Below are 17144 nucleotides of genomic sequence, written 5' to 3' on the forward strand. Positions count from 1 at the left end.
AACGAAAATAAGCCGCGCATTCCTTTCGGAAGCACGGCCTTACAACTACAACTCGGTCTGAATTGAGAGCGTCGCTCTCAACAGATTAGTACAGACGAGTACGGCGTGCGTTTTCGCGAGCCAGTTTCTTCGCGTGACGTTTCACTGCAGAAGCTTTAGCGCGCTTACGTTCGGTAGTCGGTTTTTCATAGAACTCACGACGACGAACTTCCGCCAGAACACCTGCTTTTTCGCAGGAACGCTTGAAGCGACGCAGAGCTACGTCGAACGGCTCGTTTTCACGTACTTTAATTACCGGCATGTGCCTCTCACCTTTGATTAATTCGGTTTGCCGCTGGCCGCAATGCCAGCTTATTTCAAAATGGTGCGGAATTTTACTGCAACTACTGCTGCTTTGTAAAGCACCGGCGCCTTTTTTGAAAGGGACTTTTATAAGGGTGAGGAGTATACACGAACAGAGCACCAGGGGTGAGCAAAGTTTTACATCGCCGGTCATTGGACCTACACTGCGCGGTATTGAAGCGAGGTAAAACAACTCATGCGTGTACTGGGCATTGAAACATCCTGCGATGAAACCGGCATCGCGATTTATGACGACCAGCAAGGTCTGTTAGCCAACCAATTGTATAGTCAGGTGAAACTGCATGCGGATTACGGCGGCGTGGTGCCGGAGCTGGCATCGCGCGACCATGTGCGCAAAACGGTGCCGCTGATCCAGGCGGCGCTGAAAGAAGCCGGTCTGACGGCGAAAGATATCGACGCCGTCGCTTATACGGCGGGCCCTGGCCTGGTTGGGGCGCTGCTGGTCGGGGCGACCGTTGGCCGGTCGCTAGCCTTCGCCTGGAACGTGCCGGCGATCCCGGTACACCATATGGAAGGGCATCTGCTGGCGCCGATGCTGGAAGATAACCCGCCGGCGTTCCCGTTCGTCGCGCTGCTGGTTTCCGGCGGCCACACCCAGTTGATTAGCGTCACCGGTATTGGTCAGTATGAACTGCTGGGCGAGTCGATTGACGATGCGGCGGGCGAAGCCTTTGATAAGACGGCGAAACTGCTGGGGCTGGATTATCCCGGCGGACCGATGCTGTCGAAAATGGCCGCTCAGGGCACCGAAGGCCGCTTCGTCTTCCCGCGGCCGATGACCGACCGTCCGGGGCTCGATTTCAGCTTCTCGGGCCTGAAAACTTTCGCCGCCAACACCATTCGTAATAATGGCGACGATGAGCAAACCCGCGCCGACATCGCCCGCGCGTTTGAGGATGCGGTCGTCGATACGCTGATGATTAAATGTCGCCGCGCGCTGGAGCAAACCGGCTTTAAGCGTCTGGTGATGGCGGGAGGCGTGAGTGCCAACCGTACCCTGCGGGCGAAGCTGGCGGAGATGATGCAAAAACGCGGCGGCGAGGTGTTCTACGCCCGCCCTGAGTTCTGTACTGACAACGGCGCGATGATAGCCTACGCCGGCATGGTGCGTCTGCAAACCGGCGCCAAAGCCGAGCTCGGCGTGACGGTTCGCCCGCGCTGGCCGCTGGCCGAGCTGCCTGCCGCCTAACGCCTCCTGAAACAGGCCGACGTCACGTCGGCCTGCCTTCCTGACTACTCCATACTTTTACACAGCGAACAGATCGCTCCCTGATGCTTGTGCGAGTGCATCACGTCCGGGCGCTCATACTCTTCCTCACAGCTAACGCATTGATACACGGTGGTGGAGGCGTTCCCCGCCACGTCATAGCGCGGTTCGGCGATACCGTCATCCACCTGCTTAATATAGTAGCGCCCGCGGGTAAGGATCCCCATCAGCGGGGTCATGACAAAGGCGACGACCAGCGCAATCAGCGGCGAGAACGGTGCCAGCGTCGCGCCCAGCAGGCCGAAGAAGGCGCAGATCGATAGCCCGGCGGCCAGGCCAAAGGAGACCACGCCCACCGGGTTAACGTTGTAGATCATGCCGCGACGATACTCCGGCTGCGCCGGCGCCAGCTTGAGCAGGCCTTTATTAAAGGTGATGTCGGTTGCCACCACCACGACCCAGGCGATGGCGAAGTTGGAGTAAAAGCCGAGGATCCACGACAGGGCGCTGAACATATCGCCTTCCATCAGCGCCAGGGCAATCGCCAGGTTGACCACCACAAAAATAATCCGTCCCGGATAGCGTTTGGTGGTGCGGGTCCAGGCGCTGGTCCACGCCAGCGAGCCGGAGTAGGCATTGGTGACGTTAATTTTGATCTGCGAGATCACCACCAGCACCACCGCCAGCGTCAGGGCCAGCCAGCCGGGCACCAGGTTATCGAAGACGCTGACGAACTGCTGCACTGGTTCGGTATTGTGCACCGCCGGGAAACGGGTCAATAGATAGAAGCCGAGGAAGGCGCCGATGATCTGTTTGATCGCGCCTAACACCACCCAGCCCGGGCCGGCGGAAAAGACCGCCAGCCACCAGCTTTTACGGTTCTCCGCGGTCTTAGGCGGCATAAAGCGCAGGTAATCAATTTGCTCGCCAATCTGCATGATCAGCGACAGGCATACCCCGGCGCCGAGCATGATGGCGGTGATATCCACCGTCGACGCGCTGTTTTTACCGGCGAAATGCAGGAAGCCGTCCACCAGCTGCGGATCTTTGACAATCAGCCACACCACCGGCACCACCATCAGCACCAGCCATAGCGGAGTGGTCCACACCTGCAGGCGGGTCAGGGCTTTCATGCCATAGACCACCAGCGGGAGCACCATCAGGGTGGCGATCAGATACCCCATCCACAGGGGGATCCCGAGGCCCACCAGCAGCCCCTGGGCCATGATCGAGCCTTCAAGGGCGAAGAAGATAAAGGTGAAGCCGGCAAAAATAATGCTGGTGATCACCGAGCCGAAATAGCCGAAGCCGGCGCTGCGGGTGATCAGGTCAAGGTCAATGTTGTAGCGCGCGGCGGTGATCGCCAGCGGAATGCCGGTGAGGAAGATCACCAGCGCCGCCACCAGGATCGAATAGATGGCGTTGCTGGTACCCCAGGCCATACCGATGCTGGCGCCGATGGAAAAGTCGGCCAGGTAGGCGATGCCGCCCAGCGCCGTGACCGCGACGACGCCAGGTCCCCAGCGGCGGAAGCTCAGCGGGGCATAACGCAAGGTGTAATCTTCTAAGGTTTCCCGGGAGCCGGAAGTCCGCGTTGTCGCAGGTAATTCAGGGTTGAGATCCAGTGATGACATAGTCATTCCTTAATGGTTAGGCATGACTTGAATTAGCAAACCTTATGCCATATTGCAGGGCAGGCGTGGCGGGGAGGGTGGTGCAGGGTGATAGAAGAGAGAGCAGGGGCTGCACCATCCGGACGCGCCTGCGCCCGGCTGGTGCAAAAGGTCTATTTGCCGAGCATGCCTTTGTCTTCAAGGAAGGCGATAATGGTGCTCAGGCCGTCGCCCTGCTTCAGGTTGGTGAAGGTCCATGGGCGATCGCCGCGCATACGCTGGGTATCGCTCGCCATCACTTCCAGCGACGCGCCCACATAGGGGGCAAGGTCGGTTTTATTGATCACCAGGAAATCGGATTTGGTGATCCCCGGCCCGCCTTTGCGCGGGATCTTCTCCCCTTCAGCCACATCGATGACGTAGATGGTCAGATCCGCCAGCTCCGGGCTGAAGGTGGCGCTCAGGTTGTCGCCGCCGCTTTCCACGAAGATAAGGTCGAGGTTACCGAATTTTTCGCTCAGTGCTTCCACGGCAGCGAGGTTCATCGAGGCATCTTCGCGGATCGCCGTATGCGGGCAGCCGCCGGTTTCCACACCGACAATGCGTTCAGGCGCCAGCGCGCCCGCTTCGGTAAGGATACGCTGATCTTCTTTGGTATAGATGTCGTTAGTGACCACCGCCAGCTGCCAGGTATCGCGCATCGCTTTGCACAGCGCTTCCAGCAGAGCGGTTTTACCGGAGCCGACCGGGCCGCCGACGCCGACGCGCAGTGGGTGTTTATAAGAATTCATGGCTTCTCCTAGGAACGGAATAATCGGGAGTATTGGGTTTCATGCCGGGCAGAGGCGATGGCGGCGAGCGGGGTGGCCGATCCGATATCGCCGTCCGGCGTGGCCAGCGCGCGGGGCATCTCGGCCGCGTAGTGGTCGCAAAGACGTAAAATCAGCTGCTGGGCGGCCTGCTGGCCGAAGGGCACCAGCTTGACGCCAGCCATCACGGCGCTCTCAATCCAGCTGTAGCCCAGGCTGAGGGCCATCTCGGGCAGCGCGATGCGCCAGCGAACGCCGAGCCAGGCCATTCCGGCGAGCTGGCTTTGCTGGCACAGCGTGCGCCACGGCGGCGGACAGTCCGGCTGCCAGTCGCTCAGCAGACGGGCAAACGCCGCGCCGCGGTTGCGCTCTTCGTCCCGCAGCTCACGGGTTTCCCGGCAGGCCAGCAGATAGGCGGTCCAGCGCTGGGCCGCAGCGATATCGCTTTGTTCGCAGGCGCGGTACAGGCGGGCGAACAGCGGCAGGTCAACGGTAAAAAAGCCCGCCGTCATCTGCCGCCGCTGCCAGCGCTCGAAAGCCGCGACATCCGGTACCCAGCCGGCTTCCACAGCCCACTCCAGCCCCTGGGACCAGCTGTAACCACCTACCGGCAGGTTGCTGCTGGCCAGCTGCATCAGCCGCAGGCGTTGTTCCGCTGTCGACATGCTAGTGGCTGTGAGCGTGGTGGTCATGATGAGCATGATGATGACCGTGGCTTTCGCTGGCGTAAGCGCCGGCTTCCGGCTCGAACGGCAGCTGGGCAAAGGTCACCGTCAGGCCGAACTGGCGCAGCATATCGTCCAGCACGTGATCATGATGGTAGCGCAGCTCGCCCGGCATGATCTGCAACGGCACGTGACGGTTGCCGAGGTGGTAGCAGGCCTTCGCCAGCATAAACGGATCGTCGCAGCGCACCACCGACACCCCTTCATCAGCGGCAATCACCTGCACAAACTCGGTTCCTTCTTCGTTGCTGAGCACATCGCCGCCGCGCAGCAGCAGGCCGCGGGGCAGCAGCAGGCCGGCTTCCCGGCCATCGTTGAGGGTGACCTTAACCCGGCTTTTGACGCGAACATCAATCGGCAGCGTAACGCTGGCGGTCGCGGCGCTGGGGATCTCCAGACGTTGAGTTAAATAAAGCATCCGCTCTCCTTAAAACAGAAAATACCGTTGCGCCATCGGCAGAACGTCTGCCGGCTCGCTGGTGATGAGTTCCCCATCCACCCGCACCTCATAGGTTTGCGCGTCGACGGTAATGTTAGGCTGCAGGCTGTTGTGCACCATGTCGGCTTTCTGCACCGTACGGCAGCCTTTCACTACGGCGATCGCACTGTGCAGGTTCAGCCGCTCGGCAACGCCGTTGTCCGCCGCCGCCTGCGACAGGAAGGTAAGGCGGCAGTGATGACGAGCGCTGCCCAGGGCGCCAAACATCGGACGGTAATGCACCGGCTGCGGGGTCGGAATCGAGGCATTGATATCGCCCATCGGCGCGATGGCGATCATGCCGCCTTTGATCACGGTAGCGGGTTTCACACCAAAGAAGGCTGGTGACCAGACCACGAGGTCCGCCAGCTTACCCACCTCAATGGATCCGACTTCTTGCGCGATGCCGTGGGTCAGTGCCGGGTTGATCGTGTATTTGGCGATATAGCGCTTCACGCGGAAGTTGTCGTTATCCCCAGTCTCTTCCGCCAGCGCTCCGCGCTGTACCTTCATGCGGTGCGCCACCTGCCAGGTGCGGAGGACCACTTCCCCGACGCGACCCATGGCCTGCGAATCGGAGGAGGTGAGCGAGAAGGCGCCGAGGTCGTGCAGCACGTCTTCCGCGGCGATGGTTTCCCGGCGAATGCGCGACTCGGCAAAGGCCACGTCCTCGGCAATGTCCGGGTCCAGATGGTGGCAGACCATCAGCATATCGAGATGTTCATCGATGGTGTTGAGGGTGTAGGGCAGCGTTGGGTTGGTGGACGACGGCAAAATGTTCGGATGGGCGCAGGCGGTGATGATGTCCGGCGCATGGCCGCCGCCGGCCCCTTCGGTATGGAAGGTGTGTATGGTGCGCCCGCCGATGGCGGCGAGGGTGTCTTCCACAAAACCGGACTCATTGAGGGTGTCGCTGTGCAGGGCGACCTGAATATCCATTTCATCGGCGACGGTTAACGCACAGTCGATCGCCGCCGGCGTGGCGCCCCAGTCCTCGTGGATTTTCAGGCCAATGACGCCCGCCGCCACCTGCTCGCGCAGGGCATCCGGCTGAGAAACGTTGCCCTTGCCCAGCAGGCCGATATTGACCGGCAGGCTGTCGGCCGCCTGCAGCATGCGTGAGATATACCACGGGCCCGGGGTACAGGTGGTGGCGTGGGTGCCTGCGGCCGGGCCGGTGCCGCCGCCGACCATGGTGGTCACGCCGGAGACCAGCGCCTCTTCCGCCTGTTGCGGACAGATCCAGTGAATATGGGTATCGATCCCGCCGGCGGTGACGATCTTGCCTTCGGCGGCAATCACTTCCGTCGCGGCGCCGATGGGGATGGTGACGTTGGGTTGGATGTCGGGGTTACCGGCTTTGCCGATGGCGAAGATCCGCCCGTCCTTCACGCCGATATCGGCCTTGACGATCCCCCAGTGATCGACGATCAGCGCATTGGTGAGCACCAGGTCGACACAGTCGGCGGCCAGCATTTGTCCCTGGCCCATCCCGTCGCGGATCACTTTGCCGCCGCCGAATTTGACCTCTTCTCCGTAGGTGGTCAAATCATCTTCCACCTCGATCCACAACTCGGTATCCGCCAGGCGCACCTTGTCGCCGACGGTGGGGCCGAACATATCGGCATAGGCCTGGCGTGAAATATTACTCATCAGTTGCCTCCAGAGGGCCCATGACCTCGCCGCGGAAGCCGAAGACGGCGCGGTGACCGGCGAAGGCCACCAGCTCGACCTCGCGTTTCTGGCCGGGTTCAAAACGTACCGCCGTGCCGGCCGGGATATTCAGGCGATAGCCAGTGGCCTGCTGACGGTCGAACTTCAGCGCCGGGTTGACCTCGGCGAAATGGTAGTGCGAACCGACCTGAATCGGTCGATCGCCGTGGTTCTCAACGACCACGCGACAGGTCGCCCGGCCGGTATTCAGGGCTATCTGACCGGGCTTAACGTGATATTCACCGGGGATCATGGCGCTACCTCAGATAATCGGGTTGTGAACGGTGACCAGCTTCGAGCCGTCCGGAAAGGTGGCTTCGACCTGGATATCCGGGATCATTTCCGGGACGCCCTCCATCACCTGCTCGCGGGTCAGGACGTGACGGCCTTCCTCCATCAGTGAGGCCACGCTTTTGCCGTCGCGGGCGCCTTCCATAATAAAAGCGCTGATCAGGGCCACGGACTCCGGATAGTTGAGCTTCAGGCCGCGGGCCAGGCGGCGTTCCGCCACCAGCGCGGCGGTAAACAGCAACAGCTTGTCTTTTTCTCGGGGGGTCAGTTCCATAACGTTCTCTTAAGTCAGCCAGATTCGGGGAAGTACGGGAGACTTGCCGGTGAGATGAGGGCGCAGAAACTGCCAGACGTCGCGCATCACCTGCTGGCAAATCAGATTATCGTCACTGAGGAAACGCACCGTCAGCAGGCGGTCGGTCAGGCTGGCGCCAGCGTAGAGACCGAGCGGTGCCAGCGCATCGCGCACCCCGTCGAGCAGGGCATCGGTAGCCGGATAGCACAGCAAAGTGCCAACCCAGGGACGTTCGGCGACGCTGGACAGCTCTCCCTCCTGCAGGTGCAGGCGCTCAACCAGCAGCGGTATGTCATCCACCCACACTTCCAGCCGGTTGCTGAGGGTGCCGTGGCTGAAGGTTTCGCCAATCACCGGGCGGCCAAGGCAGAGCAGATCCCAGGCCAGCAGCGTGCTGGAGGCGCAAAGATGAAAGGTGGTGGACAGCCGGGCATTCGCCCCGGGAAAGAAGATGGCATCCTGCGGGAGCCACTCCAGGGTCGCCTGCGGGGCGAGCGTCAACTGCTGGCGCAATAGCGCTTGCGCGCCGCTGCTGCGGTAAAACTTGCTGGCGCCAGGCATGGTTATCAGCGTATGGCAGCCGGGGTCAACGTGGGCGCTAATTGTCAGCTCATCACCGCCGACGATGCCGCCGGGCGGGTGAAGCAGATAGAGGTGACAGGTCTCTTCTTCCGGGTAAAACGGGCGCTGGACGGTCAGCGGGCCGACGTGTTGGGCGCGGGCGAGAACGGTCTTGCCTCCGGCCTGCTGAAAGCGGAGATCCAGCGTAGCCTGCCAGCCTTTTTTGAGTGGTGGTAACACGGTGCCGTGCAATGTTGCGCCCCTGCAAAATCAAGATAAAACAGCAGCAATGAGTATTGATCGGTGGGTGATTATCCCGGTCATATGAAACGCTTATGTCATCCGTTACCCGGCGCGTCGCGACGGGCGCGAGGGGAAAGCGGCATAACCGCTCTGAATTATTCACCCGGATAATCTTTGCCGTCAATATCCTTATCTGCCGACTGGCCGCGGCGGATAAGGCGGGAGGACGGACCCGTCCGCGATGCCAGCAGGCGGCGGAACTTTTGCTTTTAGTCACGGCTAACGCGTTGTTACAAAAGGGGGATGCGGCGATTACCGCGTATCATGACGACGTGGAGCAAAAGTGCGGGTGAGATGGGTAAACCGGACCGAGGATCCCCCCGGCATGGGGGGCCGGGAGGGGAGATTACTTCTGCTCTGGCGTTTTTTTCTTCTTCACCCGGGGCCAGATTTTGCTCTCCTGGCGACGCCACAGACGCTGAATGTTGTCATGATGGCGCAGGAGGATCAGGCAGGAGAGCATCGACACCGGAAAGGTGTACTGCGGTTTAAACCACCAGACGTAGAAAGGGGCGATAAGCGCGCTGACGATAGCGCCAAGGGACGAGTAGCCGCTGAGCAGGATGGTCAGCAGCCAGGTCCCGGCCATCACCCCGGTCAGATCGAGACCGATGGGCGCGATAGCGCCGAAGGCCGTGGCGACGCCTTTGCCACCGCGAAAATGAAAGAAGATGGGCCAGATATGGCCTACGCAGGCGGCAATCGCCACTAACCCCAGCCAGAACGGCGTAAGGCCCAGCGCCCAGGCGCCCCACACCGGGAGCATGCCCTTCAGCACATCAAAAATAAGTACCGCTACGGCCGCCCCTTTTCCGCCAATTCGTAGTACGTTAGTGGCCCCGGGGTTGCCTGAGCCGCTGTCGCGTGGGTCGGGCAGGCCAGCAAGGCGACATACCAGAATGGCGCTGGAAATGGAGCCGCAGAGGTAGGCGAGGAGTACCAGTCCAGGCGCGATTGCACTCATAACGCTGTTCCGTTTTGAAAATGTCGTTGTATTCTCTGCATCTGTGGATAATACGCATAATTCGCCGGAAGTGGTATCCGGTTTAGCTAAAAAGCAGGCAGGGCGTGATGGATATTGTATTTATAGAGCAACTTTCGGTAATCACCACCATTGGTGTTTATGACTGGGAACAAACCATTGAGCAGAAGCTGGTGTTCGATATCGAAATTGCATGGGATAACCGCAAGGCTGCTGCCAGCGATGATGTCAGCGACTGCCTCAGCTATGCTGATATTAGCGAGCGAGTGATCGCGCATGTGGAGGGGGGGAAATTCGCGTTAGTGGAGCGGGTGGCGGAAGAAGTGGCCGACCTGCTGCTGGAAACATTCCAGTCGCCATGGGTGCGTATTAAAGTCAGCAAACCTGGCGCCGTGGCCCGCGCGGCAAATGTCGGTGTGATTATTGAACGTGGCCTTAATCTGAAACAAAACTTTTCAAGTCATACTTGTTAAACAAATTGCGTTTATACCGGTCATAGCATCCGGTCATCAGGCAATTTAACTGGCGATGTTCTTTCAGGACGGTGAGCGAATCCTCGTGTACTCCGTGTACGCTGAGGGGGGCTTGTGCGGTCTGGCTGCCGGGTTGTGTCTGTTGAACGATAGCGTGTTCCTGGTTTTTTTCATTTTACTTTTTAAAGGGTTTAATTGAATGAGCGATATACACTCGCTGCTGGTGGCGGCAATATTGGGTGTGGTTGAGGGGTTGACAGAGTTTTTACCTGTTTCCAGTACCGGTCATATGATTATTGTTGGTCACCTGCTGGGGTTTGAAGGTGATACGGCAAATACCTTTGAAGTGGTTATTCAGCTAGGCTCGATACTCGCCGTGGTGGTGATGTTCTGGCGTCGTCTGTTCGGTTTGATCGGCATCCATTTCGGCAGGCCGCCGGAGCATGAAGGCAAAGGCAGCGGTCGCTTGTCGCTTATCCATATCCTCCTCGGTATGATCCCCGCGGTGGTGCTGGGGCTGATTTTTCACGACACCATTAAATCCTTATTTAACCCGGTAAACGTGATGTACGCCCTGATTGTCGGCGGCGTATTGCTGATTGCGGCGGAAGTACTCAAGCCGAAACAGCCGCGCGCGGTCGGCATTGACGATATGACCTATCGTCAGGCGTTTGTCATCGGCTGCTTTCAGTGCCTGGCGCTGTGGCCGGGTTTCTCGCGCTCCGGGGCAACTATTTCCGGTGGCATGCTGATGGGCGTCAGTCGTTATGCGGCGTCGGAGTTCTCTTTCCTGCTGGCGGTACCGATGATGATGGGCGCCACCGTGCTGGACGTTTACAAGAGCATCGGCTTCCTGAACGCGGGCGATATCCCGATGTTTGCCGTCGGCTTCGTGATGGCGTTTATCGTGGCGCTGATTGCGATTAAAACTTTCCTGCAGCTGATCAAACGGATCTCGTTTATCCCGTTCGCTATCTACCGCTTTATCGTGGCGGCAGCCGTTTACGTGGTCTTCTTCTAAGGCCTGGTGCCCTCAGCCTTGCGGCTGGGGGCAACGTTGTTCCTTCCACTGCGCCACCGCCGCAATTCTCCGCCGCGTCAGCTCTTCGCGAATTTCCACCCCTTTAAATCCCGCCGCCACCACCTCTTTGGTGGAGACCGACAGTGCCACTTCCCATGCCTCCAGCAGCAGACGCCCCTGCGGGTAATCGCTGGCCTCGAAACCGGTGCGTCCGCGGACGTCGGCTTCGCTGGTCAGGGCTATCTGCTGTACGCGCTGCGGTTTGCGCCAGGCGTCAATGCTGTCGAAGAGTTTGACGAGGGTTTTCGGCTGCAGGATCGGCAGGGTGTGGATCAAGTCATGGTACTCCGCCACCAGTTTCGCGAGATCGCGGATATCGTTTGGCACCCGCAGACGCGCGCAGAGCTGTTCTACCAGCTTGACGCCCGCCGGGCCATGGCCGTGGTGACGCGGCCAGAGCGCTTTCGGCGTCAGCCCTTTACCGAGGTCATGACACAGGGTGGCGAAACGCACGTCGACATCCGGCGACAGCATCGCGGCCATCGTGACGGTCATCAGGGTGTGCAGGCCGGTGTCGATTTCCGGGTGCCACTTCGCCGGGGCCGGCACGCCGTACAGCGCGTCAATTTCCGGAAACAGCACCTTAAGAGCCTGGCAGTCGCGCAGCGTCTGGAAAAAGACCTGCGGATTGCGGGTGGTTAACGCGCTTTCCGTCTCTTTCCACACCCGCTCCGGCGTTAAATGCGCCAGCTCACCGGCCTCAACCATTGCATGCATCAGGGCCTGGGTTTCTTCGGCAATGCGAAAGCCCAGATGCGCATAGCGGGCAGCAAAGCGCGCCACACGCAGCACGCGCAGCGGATCTTCGCTAAAGGCGGGAGAGACATGGCGCAGCAGGCGCAGGCGGAGATCGTTTTGCCCGCCGTAGGGGTCGATGATCGTGCCATCGGCATCCTGGGCGAGGGCGTTGACCGTCAGGTCGCGGCGCAGCAGATCGGCTTCAAGGGTGACGTCCGGGGCGGCATAGCAGGTAAAACCGGTATAGCCCGCGCCGGATTTGCGTTCGGTGCGGGCCAGGGCATACTCCTCCCGGCTTTGCGGATGGAGGAACACGGGAAAGTCGCGGCCTACCTGTTGGTAGCCCGCGTCAAGCATCTGTTGCGGGGTGGCGCCCACCACCACCCAGTCTCGGTCTTTGACCGGCAGTCCTAATAGCGCATCGCGCACTGCACCGCCGACCAGATAGCTCTTCACGCCCGATTCTCCCGTATCTGTTTTTCGCAAGATGATACGTAAGTCTGGCAGAGAAGACGAATTAGTTCATCCACCGGTCTTTACGTTTGCGGCTTGGCACCAGATGCGGCAGCACCAGACCCAGCAGCAGACCGACGCCGAGCACGCCGCCGCCGTACATGAACCACTGCATGATAATGGTGCGCTGTTTGTCATCAAGCTGCAGATTCGCCGCATTCACCTTCTTCTGCGCGACCACCAGCTCGTTTTTCAACTTCTGGTTCTCGTCCTTCAGCGCGTTAATCGCGCTGTCGCTGCCGGCGACTTTCTTCTGCATATCCGCCGTGCGCTGGTTCCAGGTGGCGTCGATGTTGTTCAGTTTATCAGTCAGCGTTTTGACCTGGTTTTCCAGATCCGGGACGCGGGTGCGCAGGCTGGGCTCATTGCTCAGTTCTTTCAACGGGATCCAGGCGGTACGGCCATTGCTGTCGCGGACCTGCGCGTAACTGGTGCTGTCGTTTGTCTGCAGCACAGACACTTCTTCCCCGGCGTTGATGGTGCCGACCAGACGATAATTATCGCCCGGGCCGCTGCGAACCCAGGTGTTCAGCTCATCGGAAACGTAGCGCTTTTCTTCTGCGTGAACCGCCGTAGCGGCGCTAAGCGCGAGCAAAGTAAAAGTAATCAGGCGTAATTTTGGCATCAGGTCATCGTTTGGTCATAAAAAGTGGAACGATAGTAGAGGCATCGCCAGAGCGACGCAAAGTTTTCCACCACAATCGGAATCATCCAGGAGGTGGCCCGGCAAAAAGCGCGTTGCATGGCGATTCGCCGCAAAATACTATCTACTGACAAAAAATATCGTCGTAAGTTCGCCGCAATTTGTCGGCGCAGCACAGAAGCGGAAGAATTCAGTCATGGCTCAAGAAATCGAACTCAAGTTTATCGTCGCTCAGAATGGGGTAGAGACGCTGCGCGAGCAGCTCAATACGCTCGAGGCGAAACATACGCCTGCGGGCCAGTTACTGAACATTTATTACGAAACCGCCGATAACTGGCTGCGTCGTCACGATATGGGGCTGCGCATCCGCGGCGACCAGGGGCGTTATGAAATGACGCTGAAAATCGCCGGTCGGGTGGTGGGGGGACTGCACCAGCGTCCGGAATACAACATTCCACTGGATAAACCGGAGCTGGCGCTTGAGCGTCTGCCAGCGGAGGTCTGGCCGCAAGGCGAGCTTCCGGCCGCGCTGGCGGAGCATGTCCAGCCGCTGTTCAGCACTGATTTTGTCCGTGAACGTTGGGTGATACAGGAAGGGAATAGTGAGATTGAGATCGCCCTCGATCGCGGCGAAGTGAAGGCTGGCGAACATCAGGAGCCGATCTGCGAGCTGGAGCTGGAGCTGCTTGCCGGGGAGACCGCCGATCTGCTGCGCCTTGCGCACCGTCTGCTGGAGAGCGGCGTCCTGCGTCAGGGGAGCCTGAGCAAGGCTGCTCGCGGGTATCATCTGGCGCAAGGCAATGGCGAGCGTCCCGTCACCTCGCTGACGTTGCTAACGGTGCCAGCGAAGGCCAGCGTGGAGCAGGGGCTGGAGGCGGCGCTGGAGAGCGCCCTGGCGCACTGGCTGTATCACGACGAAGTATGGCTGCGCGGCAATGCGAAAGCCAAAGCGGAAATCCTGCTGGCGTTAGCCCGCGTGCGCCATGCCCTCGTGCTGTTCGGCGGCATCGTGCCGCGTAAGGCGACCACCCAGCTTCGCGCCTTGCTGAACGATGCCGAAGCCGTTCTGCTGGCCGCGGACACCGCCGATGAGGCGTTATTCCGCACCGAGGTCGTCGGCGCCAAACTGGCTCTGACCGAATGGCTGGTCCAGCGCGGCTGGCGTCCGTTCCTCAACGAGGCGGGAGAGAAAAAAATAGCCGGATCTTTCAAACGGTTTGCCGATATTAACCTCTCGCGGGTGGCGGCCGAGCTGCGCAGCGCCGTACAACATCTGGCGGTCGAAGATGCCGCCGACCAGTTGCCGAAGCTGTCCCGTGACATCGACAGCGTCCAGCTGCTGGCGGGCGCCTATGGCGACGCCGTCGCGCCGTGGCTGGAGAACTGGCAGGAGCTTCACCGTGCAATAGAACATGACGATCGCAGCGTCTTTGAATATTTCCGTCGCCAGGCGCTGGCTGCCGAGCCGTTCTGGCTGCATAGTGGAAAACGATAATTTCAGGCCAGGGAGCCCTTATGATGCCGCTTTCTCCGCAATTACAGCAGCACTGGCAGACGGTCGCTGACCGTCTGCCAGCGGATTTTCCCGTTGCCGAACTGAGCCCACAGGCCAGGTCGGTAATGGCGTTCAGCGATTTTGTCGAACAGAGTGTGATCGCCCAGCCGGGCTGGCTGAATGAGCTTGCGGACTCCTCGCCGGAGGCGGAAGAGTGGCGGCATTACGAGGCCTGGCTGCAGGATCGCCTGCAGGCAGTTACTGACGAAGCGGGGTTGATGCGAGAGCTGCGTCTCTTCCGCCGTCAGATGATGGTCCGCATCGCCTGGGCGCAGGCGTTGTCGCTGGTGAGCGAAGAAGAGACTCTGCAGCAGCTGAGCGCGCTGGCGGAGACGCTGATTGTCGCCGCCCGCGACTGGCTGTACGCCGCCTGCTGTAAGGAGTGGGGAACGCCATGCAATGCCGAGGGCCAGCCGCAGCCGCTGCTGATCCTCGGGATGGGAAAGCTGGGCGGCGGCGAGCTGAACTTCTCTTCCGATATCGATCTGATCTTTGCCTGGCCTGAGCATGGCGCCACCCGCGGCGGCCGCCGCGAGCTGGATAACGCCCAGTTCTTTACCCGTCTGGGGCAGCGGCTGATCAAGGCCCTTGACCAGTCAACGCAGGACGGCTTTGTCTATCGGGTTGACATGCGCCTGCGGCCGTTTGGCGACAGTGGGCCGCTGGTGCTCAGCTTTGCGGCGCTGGAAGATTATTACCAGGAGCAGGGTCGGGACTGGGAACGCTATGCGATGGTGAAAGCGCGGATCATGGGAGATAACGACGGCGTGTACGCCAGCGAGCTGCGCGCGATGCTCCGTCCCTTCGTCTTCCGCCGCTATATCGACTTCAGCGTGATCCAGTCGCTGCGTAACATGAAAGGCATGATCGCCCGCGAAGTGCGGCGCCGCGGGCTGAAAGATAACATCAAGCTCGGCGCCGGCGGGATCCGCGAAATTGAGTTTATCGTTCAGGTCTTTCAGCTGATCCGCGGTGGTCGCGAACCTGCGCTGCAACAGCGCGCCCTGCTGCCGACGCTGGCGGCGATTGATGAGCTACATCTGCTGCCGGAAGGCGACGCGGCGCTGCTGCGTGAGGCCTATCTGTTCCTGCGCCGGCTGGAAAACCTGTTGCAAAGCATCAACGATGAGCAGACCCAGACTCTGCCGCAGGATGACCTTAACCGCGCCAGGCTGGCGTGGGGGATGCATACCGAAGACTGGGAGACGCTGAGCGCGCAGCTGGCGAGCCAGATGGCCAACGTGCGGCGAGTGTTTAATGAACTGATCGGCGATGATGAGGATCAGTCCCCGGATGAGCAGCTGGCCGAGTACTGGCGCGAGCTGTGGCAGGATGCGCTGGAAGAAGATGACGCCAGCCCGGCGCTGGCGCATTTAAACGATACCGACCGCCGCAGCGTGCTGGCGCTGATTGCCGATTTCCGCAAAGAGCTGGATCGGCGCACCATCGGCCCGCGCGGCCGCCAGGTGCTGGATCAACTGATGCCGCATCTGCTGAGCGAAATCTGCTCGCGTGCCGATGCGCCGCTGCCTCTGGCGCGGATCACGCCGCTGTTGACCGGCATCGTCACCCGCACCACTTATCTTGAACTGCTGAGCGAATACCCCGGCGCGCTGAAACACCTGATCACGCTCTGCGCGGCGTCGCCGATGGTCGCCAGCCAGTTGGCGCGCCACCCGCTGCTGCTGGATGAGCTGCTGGATCCCAACACCCTCTATCAGCCGACGGCGACCGATGCCTATCGCGACGAGCTGCGCCAGTACCTGCTGCGTGTGCCGGAAGAGGATGAAGAGCAGCAGCTGGAGGCGTTGCGCCAGTTTAAGCAGGCGCAGCAGCTGCATATCGCGGCGGCGGATATCGCTGGCACCCTGCCGGTGATGAAGGTCAGCGATCACTTAACCTGGCTTGCCGAAGCGATCCTCGATGCGGTGGTGCAGCAGGCATGGGGGCAGATGGTGGCTCGCTATGGCCAGCCGACCCACCTGCACGATCGCCAGGGGCGCGGCTTTGCCGTCGTCGGCTACGGTAAGCTCGGCGGTTGGGAGCTGGGCTACAGCTCCGATCTCGATCTGGTGTTCCTCCATGACTGCCCGGCGGAGGTGATGACCGACGGCGAGCGGGAGATTGACGGCCGTCAGTTCTACCTGCGGCTGGCCCAGCGGATCATGCATCTGTTTAGCACCCGTACCTCGTCCGGTATTCTCTACGAAGTGGATGCCAGGCTGCGCCCTTCTGGCGCGGCCGGGATGCTGGTCACCACCGCCGACGCGTTTGCTGACTATCAGCAGAACGAAGCCTGGACGTGGGAACATCAGGCGCTGGTGCGCGCCCGCGTGGTCTATGGCGACCCGGCGCTGCAGGCGCGCTTTGACGCCATTCGTCGCGATATTCTGACCACCCCGCGGGAGGGCGCCACCCTGCAGACCGAGGTTCGCGAGATGCGCGAGAAGATGCGTGCCCACCTTGGCAACAAGCATCCCGATCGTTTTGATATCAAAGCCGATGCCGGTGGGATCACGGATATTGAATTTATTACCCAGTATCTGGTCCTACGCTATGCCAGCGACAAGCCGAAGCTGACCCGCTGGTCTGATAACGTGCGTATTCTCGAGCTGCTGGCGCAGAACGACATCATGGACGAGGAGGAGGCGCGCGCCTTAACGCATGCGTACACCACCTTGCGTGATGCGCTCCATCATCTGGCCCTGCAGGAGCTGCCGGGACACGTGGCGCCAGAGGCCTTCAGCCGGGAGCGTGAGCAGGTCAGCGCCAGCTGGCAGAAGTGGCTGATGGCTTAACTA

The 17144-nt window shown here is 60.6% G+C and carries 18 protein-coding genes and 1 pseudogene; 6 read left to right on the forward strand and 13 right to left on the reverse strand.

What is annotated here, in order from left to right; translation table 11 throughout:
* Positions 1-85: 85 nt before the first annotated feature.
* Entirely contained in the window at positions 86-301 is a 216-nt protein-coding gene (rpsU, locus tag CWM61_RS19705) for a 30S ribosomal protein S21 (protein WP_001144069.1), read from the reverse strand.
* A 237-nt stretch (positions 302-538) separates the two neighbouring features.
* Here rpsU and tsaD point away from each other — a divergent pair, with 237 nt between their 5' ends.
* Positions 539-1552, forward strand: coding sequence for a tRNA (adenosine(37)-N6)-threonylcarbamoyltransferase complex transferase subunit TsaD (gene tsaD, locus CWM61_RS19715; protein WP_008806537.1), 1014 nt, complete (start codon positions 539-541; stop codon positions 1550-1552).
* 44 nt (positions 1553-1596) lie between these two features.
* On the opposite strand, the gene CWM61_RS19720 is transcribed toward tsaD, so the two are convergent.
* From CWM61_RS19720 to CWM61_RS19755, 8 genes are all read right to left on the reverse strand, one after another.
* Entirely contained in the window at positions 1597-3204 is a 1608-nt protein-coding gene (locus tag CWM61_RS19720; RefSeq protein WP_100631760.1) for a purine-cytosine permease family protein, read from the reverse strand.
* Between the two features lie 152 nt (positions 3205-3356).
* On the reverse strand, positions 3357-3974 hold the full coding sequence (ureG, locus tag CWM61_RS19725; protein ID WP_002916877.1) for an urease accessory protein UreG: 618 nt from the start codon (positions 3972-3974) through the stop codon (positions 3357-3359).
* An 8-nt stretch (positions 3975-3982) separates the two neighbouring features.
* Complete coding sequence (locus CWM61_RS19730) at positions 3983-4657, reverse strand: urease accessory protein UreF (protein WP_100631761.1); 675 nt, start codon at positions 4655-4657, stop codon at positions 3983-3985.
* A 1-nt stretch (position 4658) separates the two neighbouring features.
* Entirely contained in the window at positions 4659-5135 is a 477-nt protein-coding gene (gene ureE, locus CWM61_RS19735) for an urease accessory protein UreE (RefSeq protein WP_100631762.1), read from the reverse strand.
* Between the two features lie 9 nt (positions 5136-5144).
* Positions 5145-6848, reverse strand: a complete 1704-nt coding sequence (gene ureC, locus CWM61_RS19740) for an urease subunit alpha (protein WP_100631763.1) — start codon at positions 6846-6848, stop codon at positions 5145-5147.
* Positions 6841-7161 carry an urease subunit beta gene (locus CWM61_RS19745; protein ID WP_061153276.1) on the reverse strand — a complete coding sequence of 107 codons (321 nt, stop codon included), beginning with the start codon at positions 7159-7161 and terminating at the stop codon, positions 6841-6843. The genes ureC and CWM61_RS19745 overlap by 8 nt, the downstream gene beginning before the upstream one ends.
* A 9-nt stretch (positions 7162-7170) precedes the next feature.
* Positions 7171-7473, reverse strand: coding sequence for an urease subunit gamma (locus tag CWM61_RS19750; RefSeq protein WP_002916871.1), 303 nt, complete (start codon positions 7471-7473; stop codon positions 7171-7173).
* A 9-nt stretch (positions 7474-7482) separates the two neighbouring features.
* Complete coding sequence (locus CWM61_RS19755; protein ID WP_074387567.1) at positions 7483-8307, reverse strand: urease accessory protein UreD; 825 nt, start codon at positions 8305-8307, stop codon at positions 7483-7485.
* Here CWM61_RS19755 and CWM61_RS29945 point away from each other — a divergent pair.
* Positions 8297-8380, forward strand: a pseudogene (locus tag CWM61_RS29945) (short-chain dehydrogenase); the annotation flags it as partial. The gene CWM61_RS19755 and the pseudogene CWM61_RS29945 overlap by 11 nt on opposite strands.
* Before the next feature lie 73 nt (positions 8381-8453).
* Here the strand turns inward: CWM61_RS29945 and CWM61_RS30065 are convergent.
* Together CWM61_RS30065 and plsY are read right to left on the reverse strand one after the other, a co-directional pair.
* Positions 8454-8549, reverse strand: a complete 96-nt coding sequence (locus CWM61_RS30065; RefSeq protein ID WP_319823390.1) for a hypothetical protein — start codon at positions 8547-8549, stop codon at positions 8454-8456.
* A 155-nt stretch (positions 8550-8704) separates the two neighbouring features.
* Positions 8705-9322, reverse strand: coding sequence for a glycerol-3-phosphate 1-O-acyltransferase PlsY (plsY, locus tag CWM61_RS19765; RefSeq protein WP_061153279.1), 618 nt, complete (start codon positions 9320-9322; stop codon positions 8705-8707).
* A 107-nt stretch (positions 9323-9429) separates the two neighbouring features.
* Between plsY and folB the strand changes: the two genes are divergently transcribed.
* Both folB and bacA read left to right on the forward strand, forming a co-directional pair.
* On the forward strand, positions 9430-9813 hold the full coding sequence (folB, locus tag CWM61_RS19770) for a bifunctional dihydroneopterin aldolase/7,8-dihydroneopterin epimerase (RefSeq protein WP_032733826.1): 384 nt from the start codon (positions 9430-9432) through the stop codon (positions 9811-9813).
* A gap of 199 nt (positions 9814-10012) precedes the next feature.
* On the forward strand, positions 10013-10834 hold the full coding sequence (gene bacA, locus CWM61_RS19775; protein WP_061153280.1) for an undecaprenyl-diphosphate phosphatase: 822 nt from the start codon (positions 10013-10015) through the stop codon (positions 10832-10834).
* A gap of 12 nt (positions 10835-10846) precedes the next feature.
* Here bacA and CWM61_RS19780 read toward each other — a convergent pair whose 3' ends face one another.
* Positions 10847-12088, reverse strand: coding sequence for a multifunctional CCA addition/repair protein (locus CWM61_RS19780; RefSeq protein WP_100631764.1), 1242 nt, complete (start codon positions 12086-12088; stop codon positions 10847-10849).
* 61 nt (positions 12089-12149) lie between these two features.
* The gene (locus tag CWM61_RS19785; RefSeq protein ID WP_008806527.1) at positions 12150-12770 is read right to left on the reverse strand and encodes a TIGR04211 family SH3 domain-containing protein; all 621 of its coding nucleotides are present in this window, start codon (positions 12768-12770) and stop codon (positions 12150-12152) included.
* A 214-nt stretch (positions 12771-12984) separates the two neighbouring features.
* Here CWM61_RS19785 and CWM61_RS19790 point away from each other — a divergent pair, with 214 nt between their 5' ends.
* Together CWM61_RS19790 and glnE are read left to right on the forward strand one after the other, a co-directional pair.
* On the forward strand, positions 12985-14283 hold the full coding sequence (locus CWM61_RS19790) for an inorganic triphosphatase (protein ID WP_100631765.1): 1299 nt from the start codon (positions 12985-12987) through the stop codon (positions 14281-14283).
* Positions 14284-14303: 20 nt separating this feature from the next.
* Entirely contained in the window at positions 14304-17141 is a 2838-nt protein-coding gene (gene glnE / locus CWM61_RS19795) for a bifunctional [glutamate--ammonia ligase]-adenylyl-L-tyrosine phosphorylase/[glutamate--ammonia-ligase] adenylyltransferase (protein WP_165784220.1), read from the forward strand.
* Positions 17142-17144 lie beyond the last annotated feature (3 nt).

Origin of the sequence: Klebsiella sp. K-Nf6 (genome assembly GCF_002806655.1) — a bacterium.
Taxonomy (GTDB): domain Bacteria; phylum Pseudomonadota; class Gammaproteobacteria; order Enterobacterales; family Enterobacteriaceae; genus Klebsiella; species Klebsiella variicola.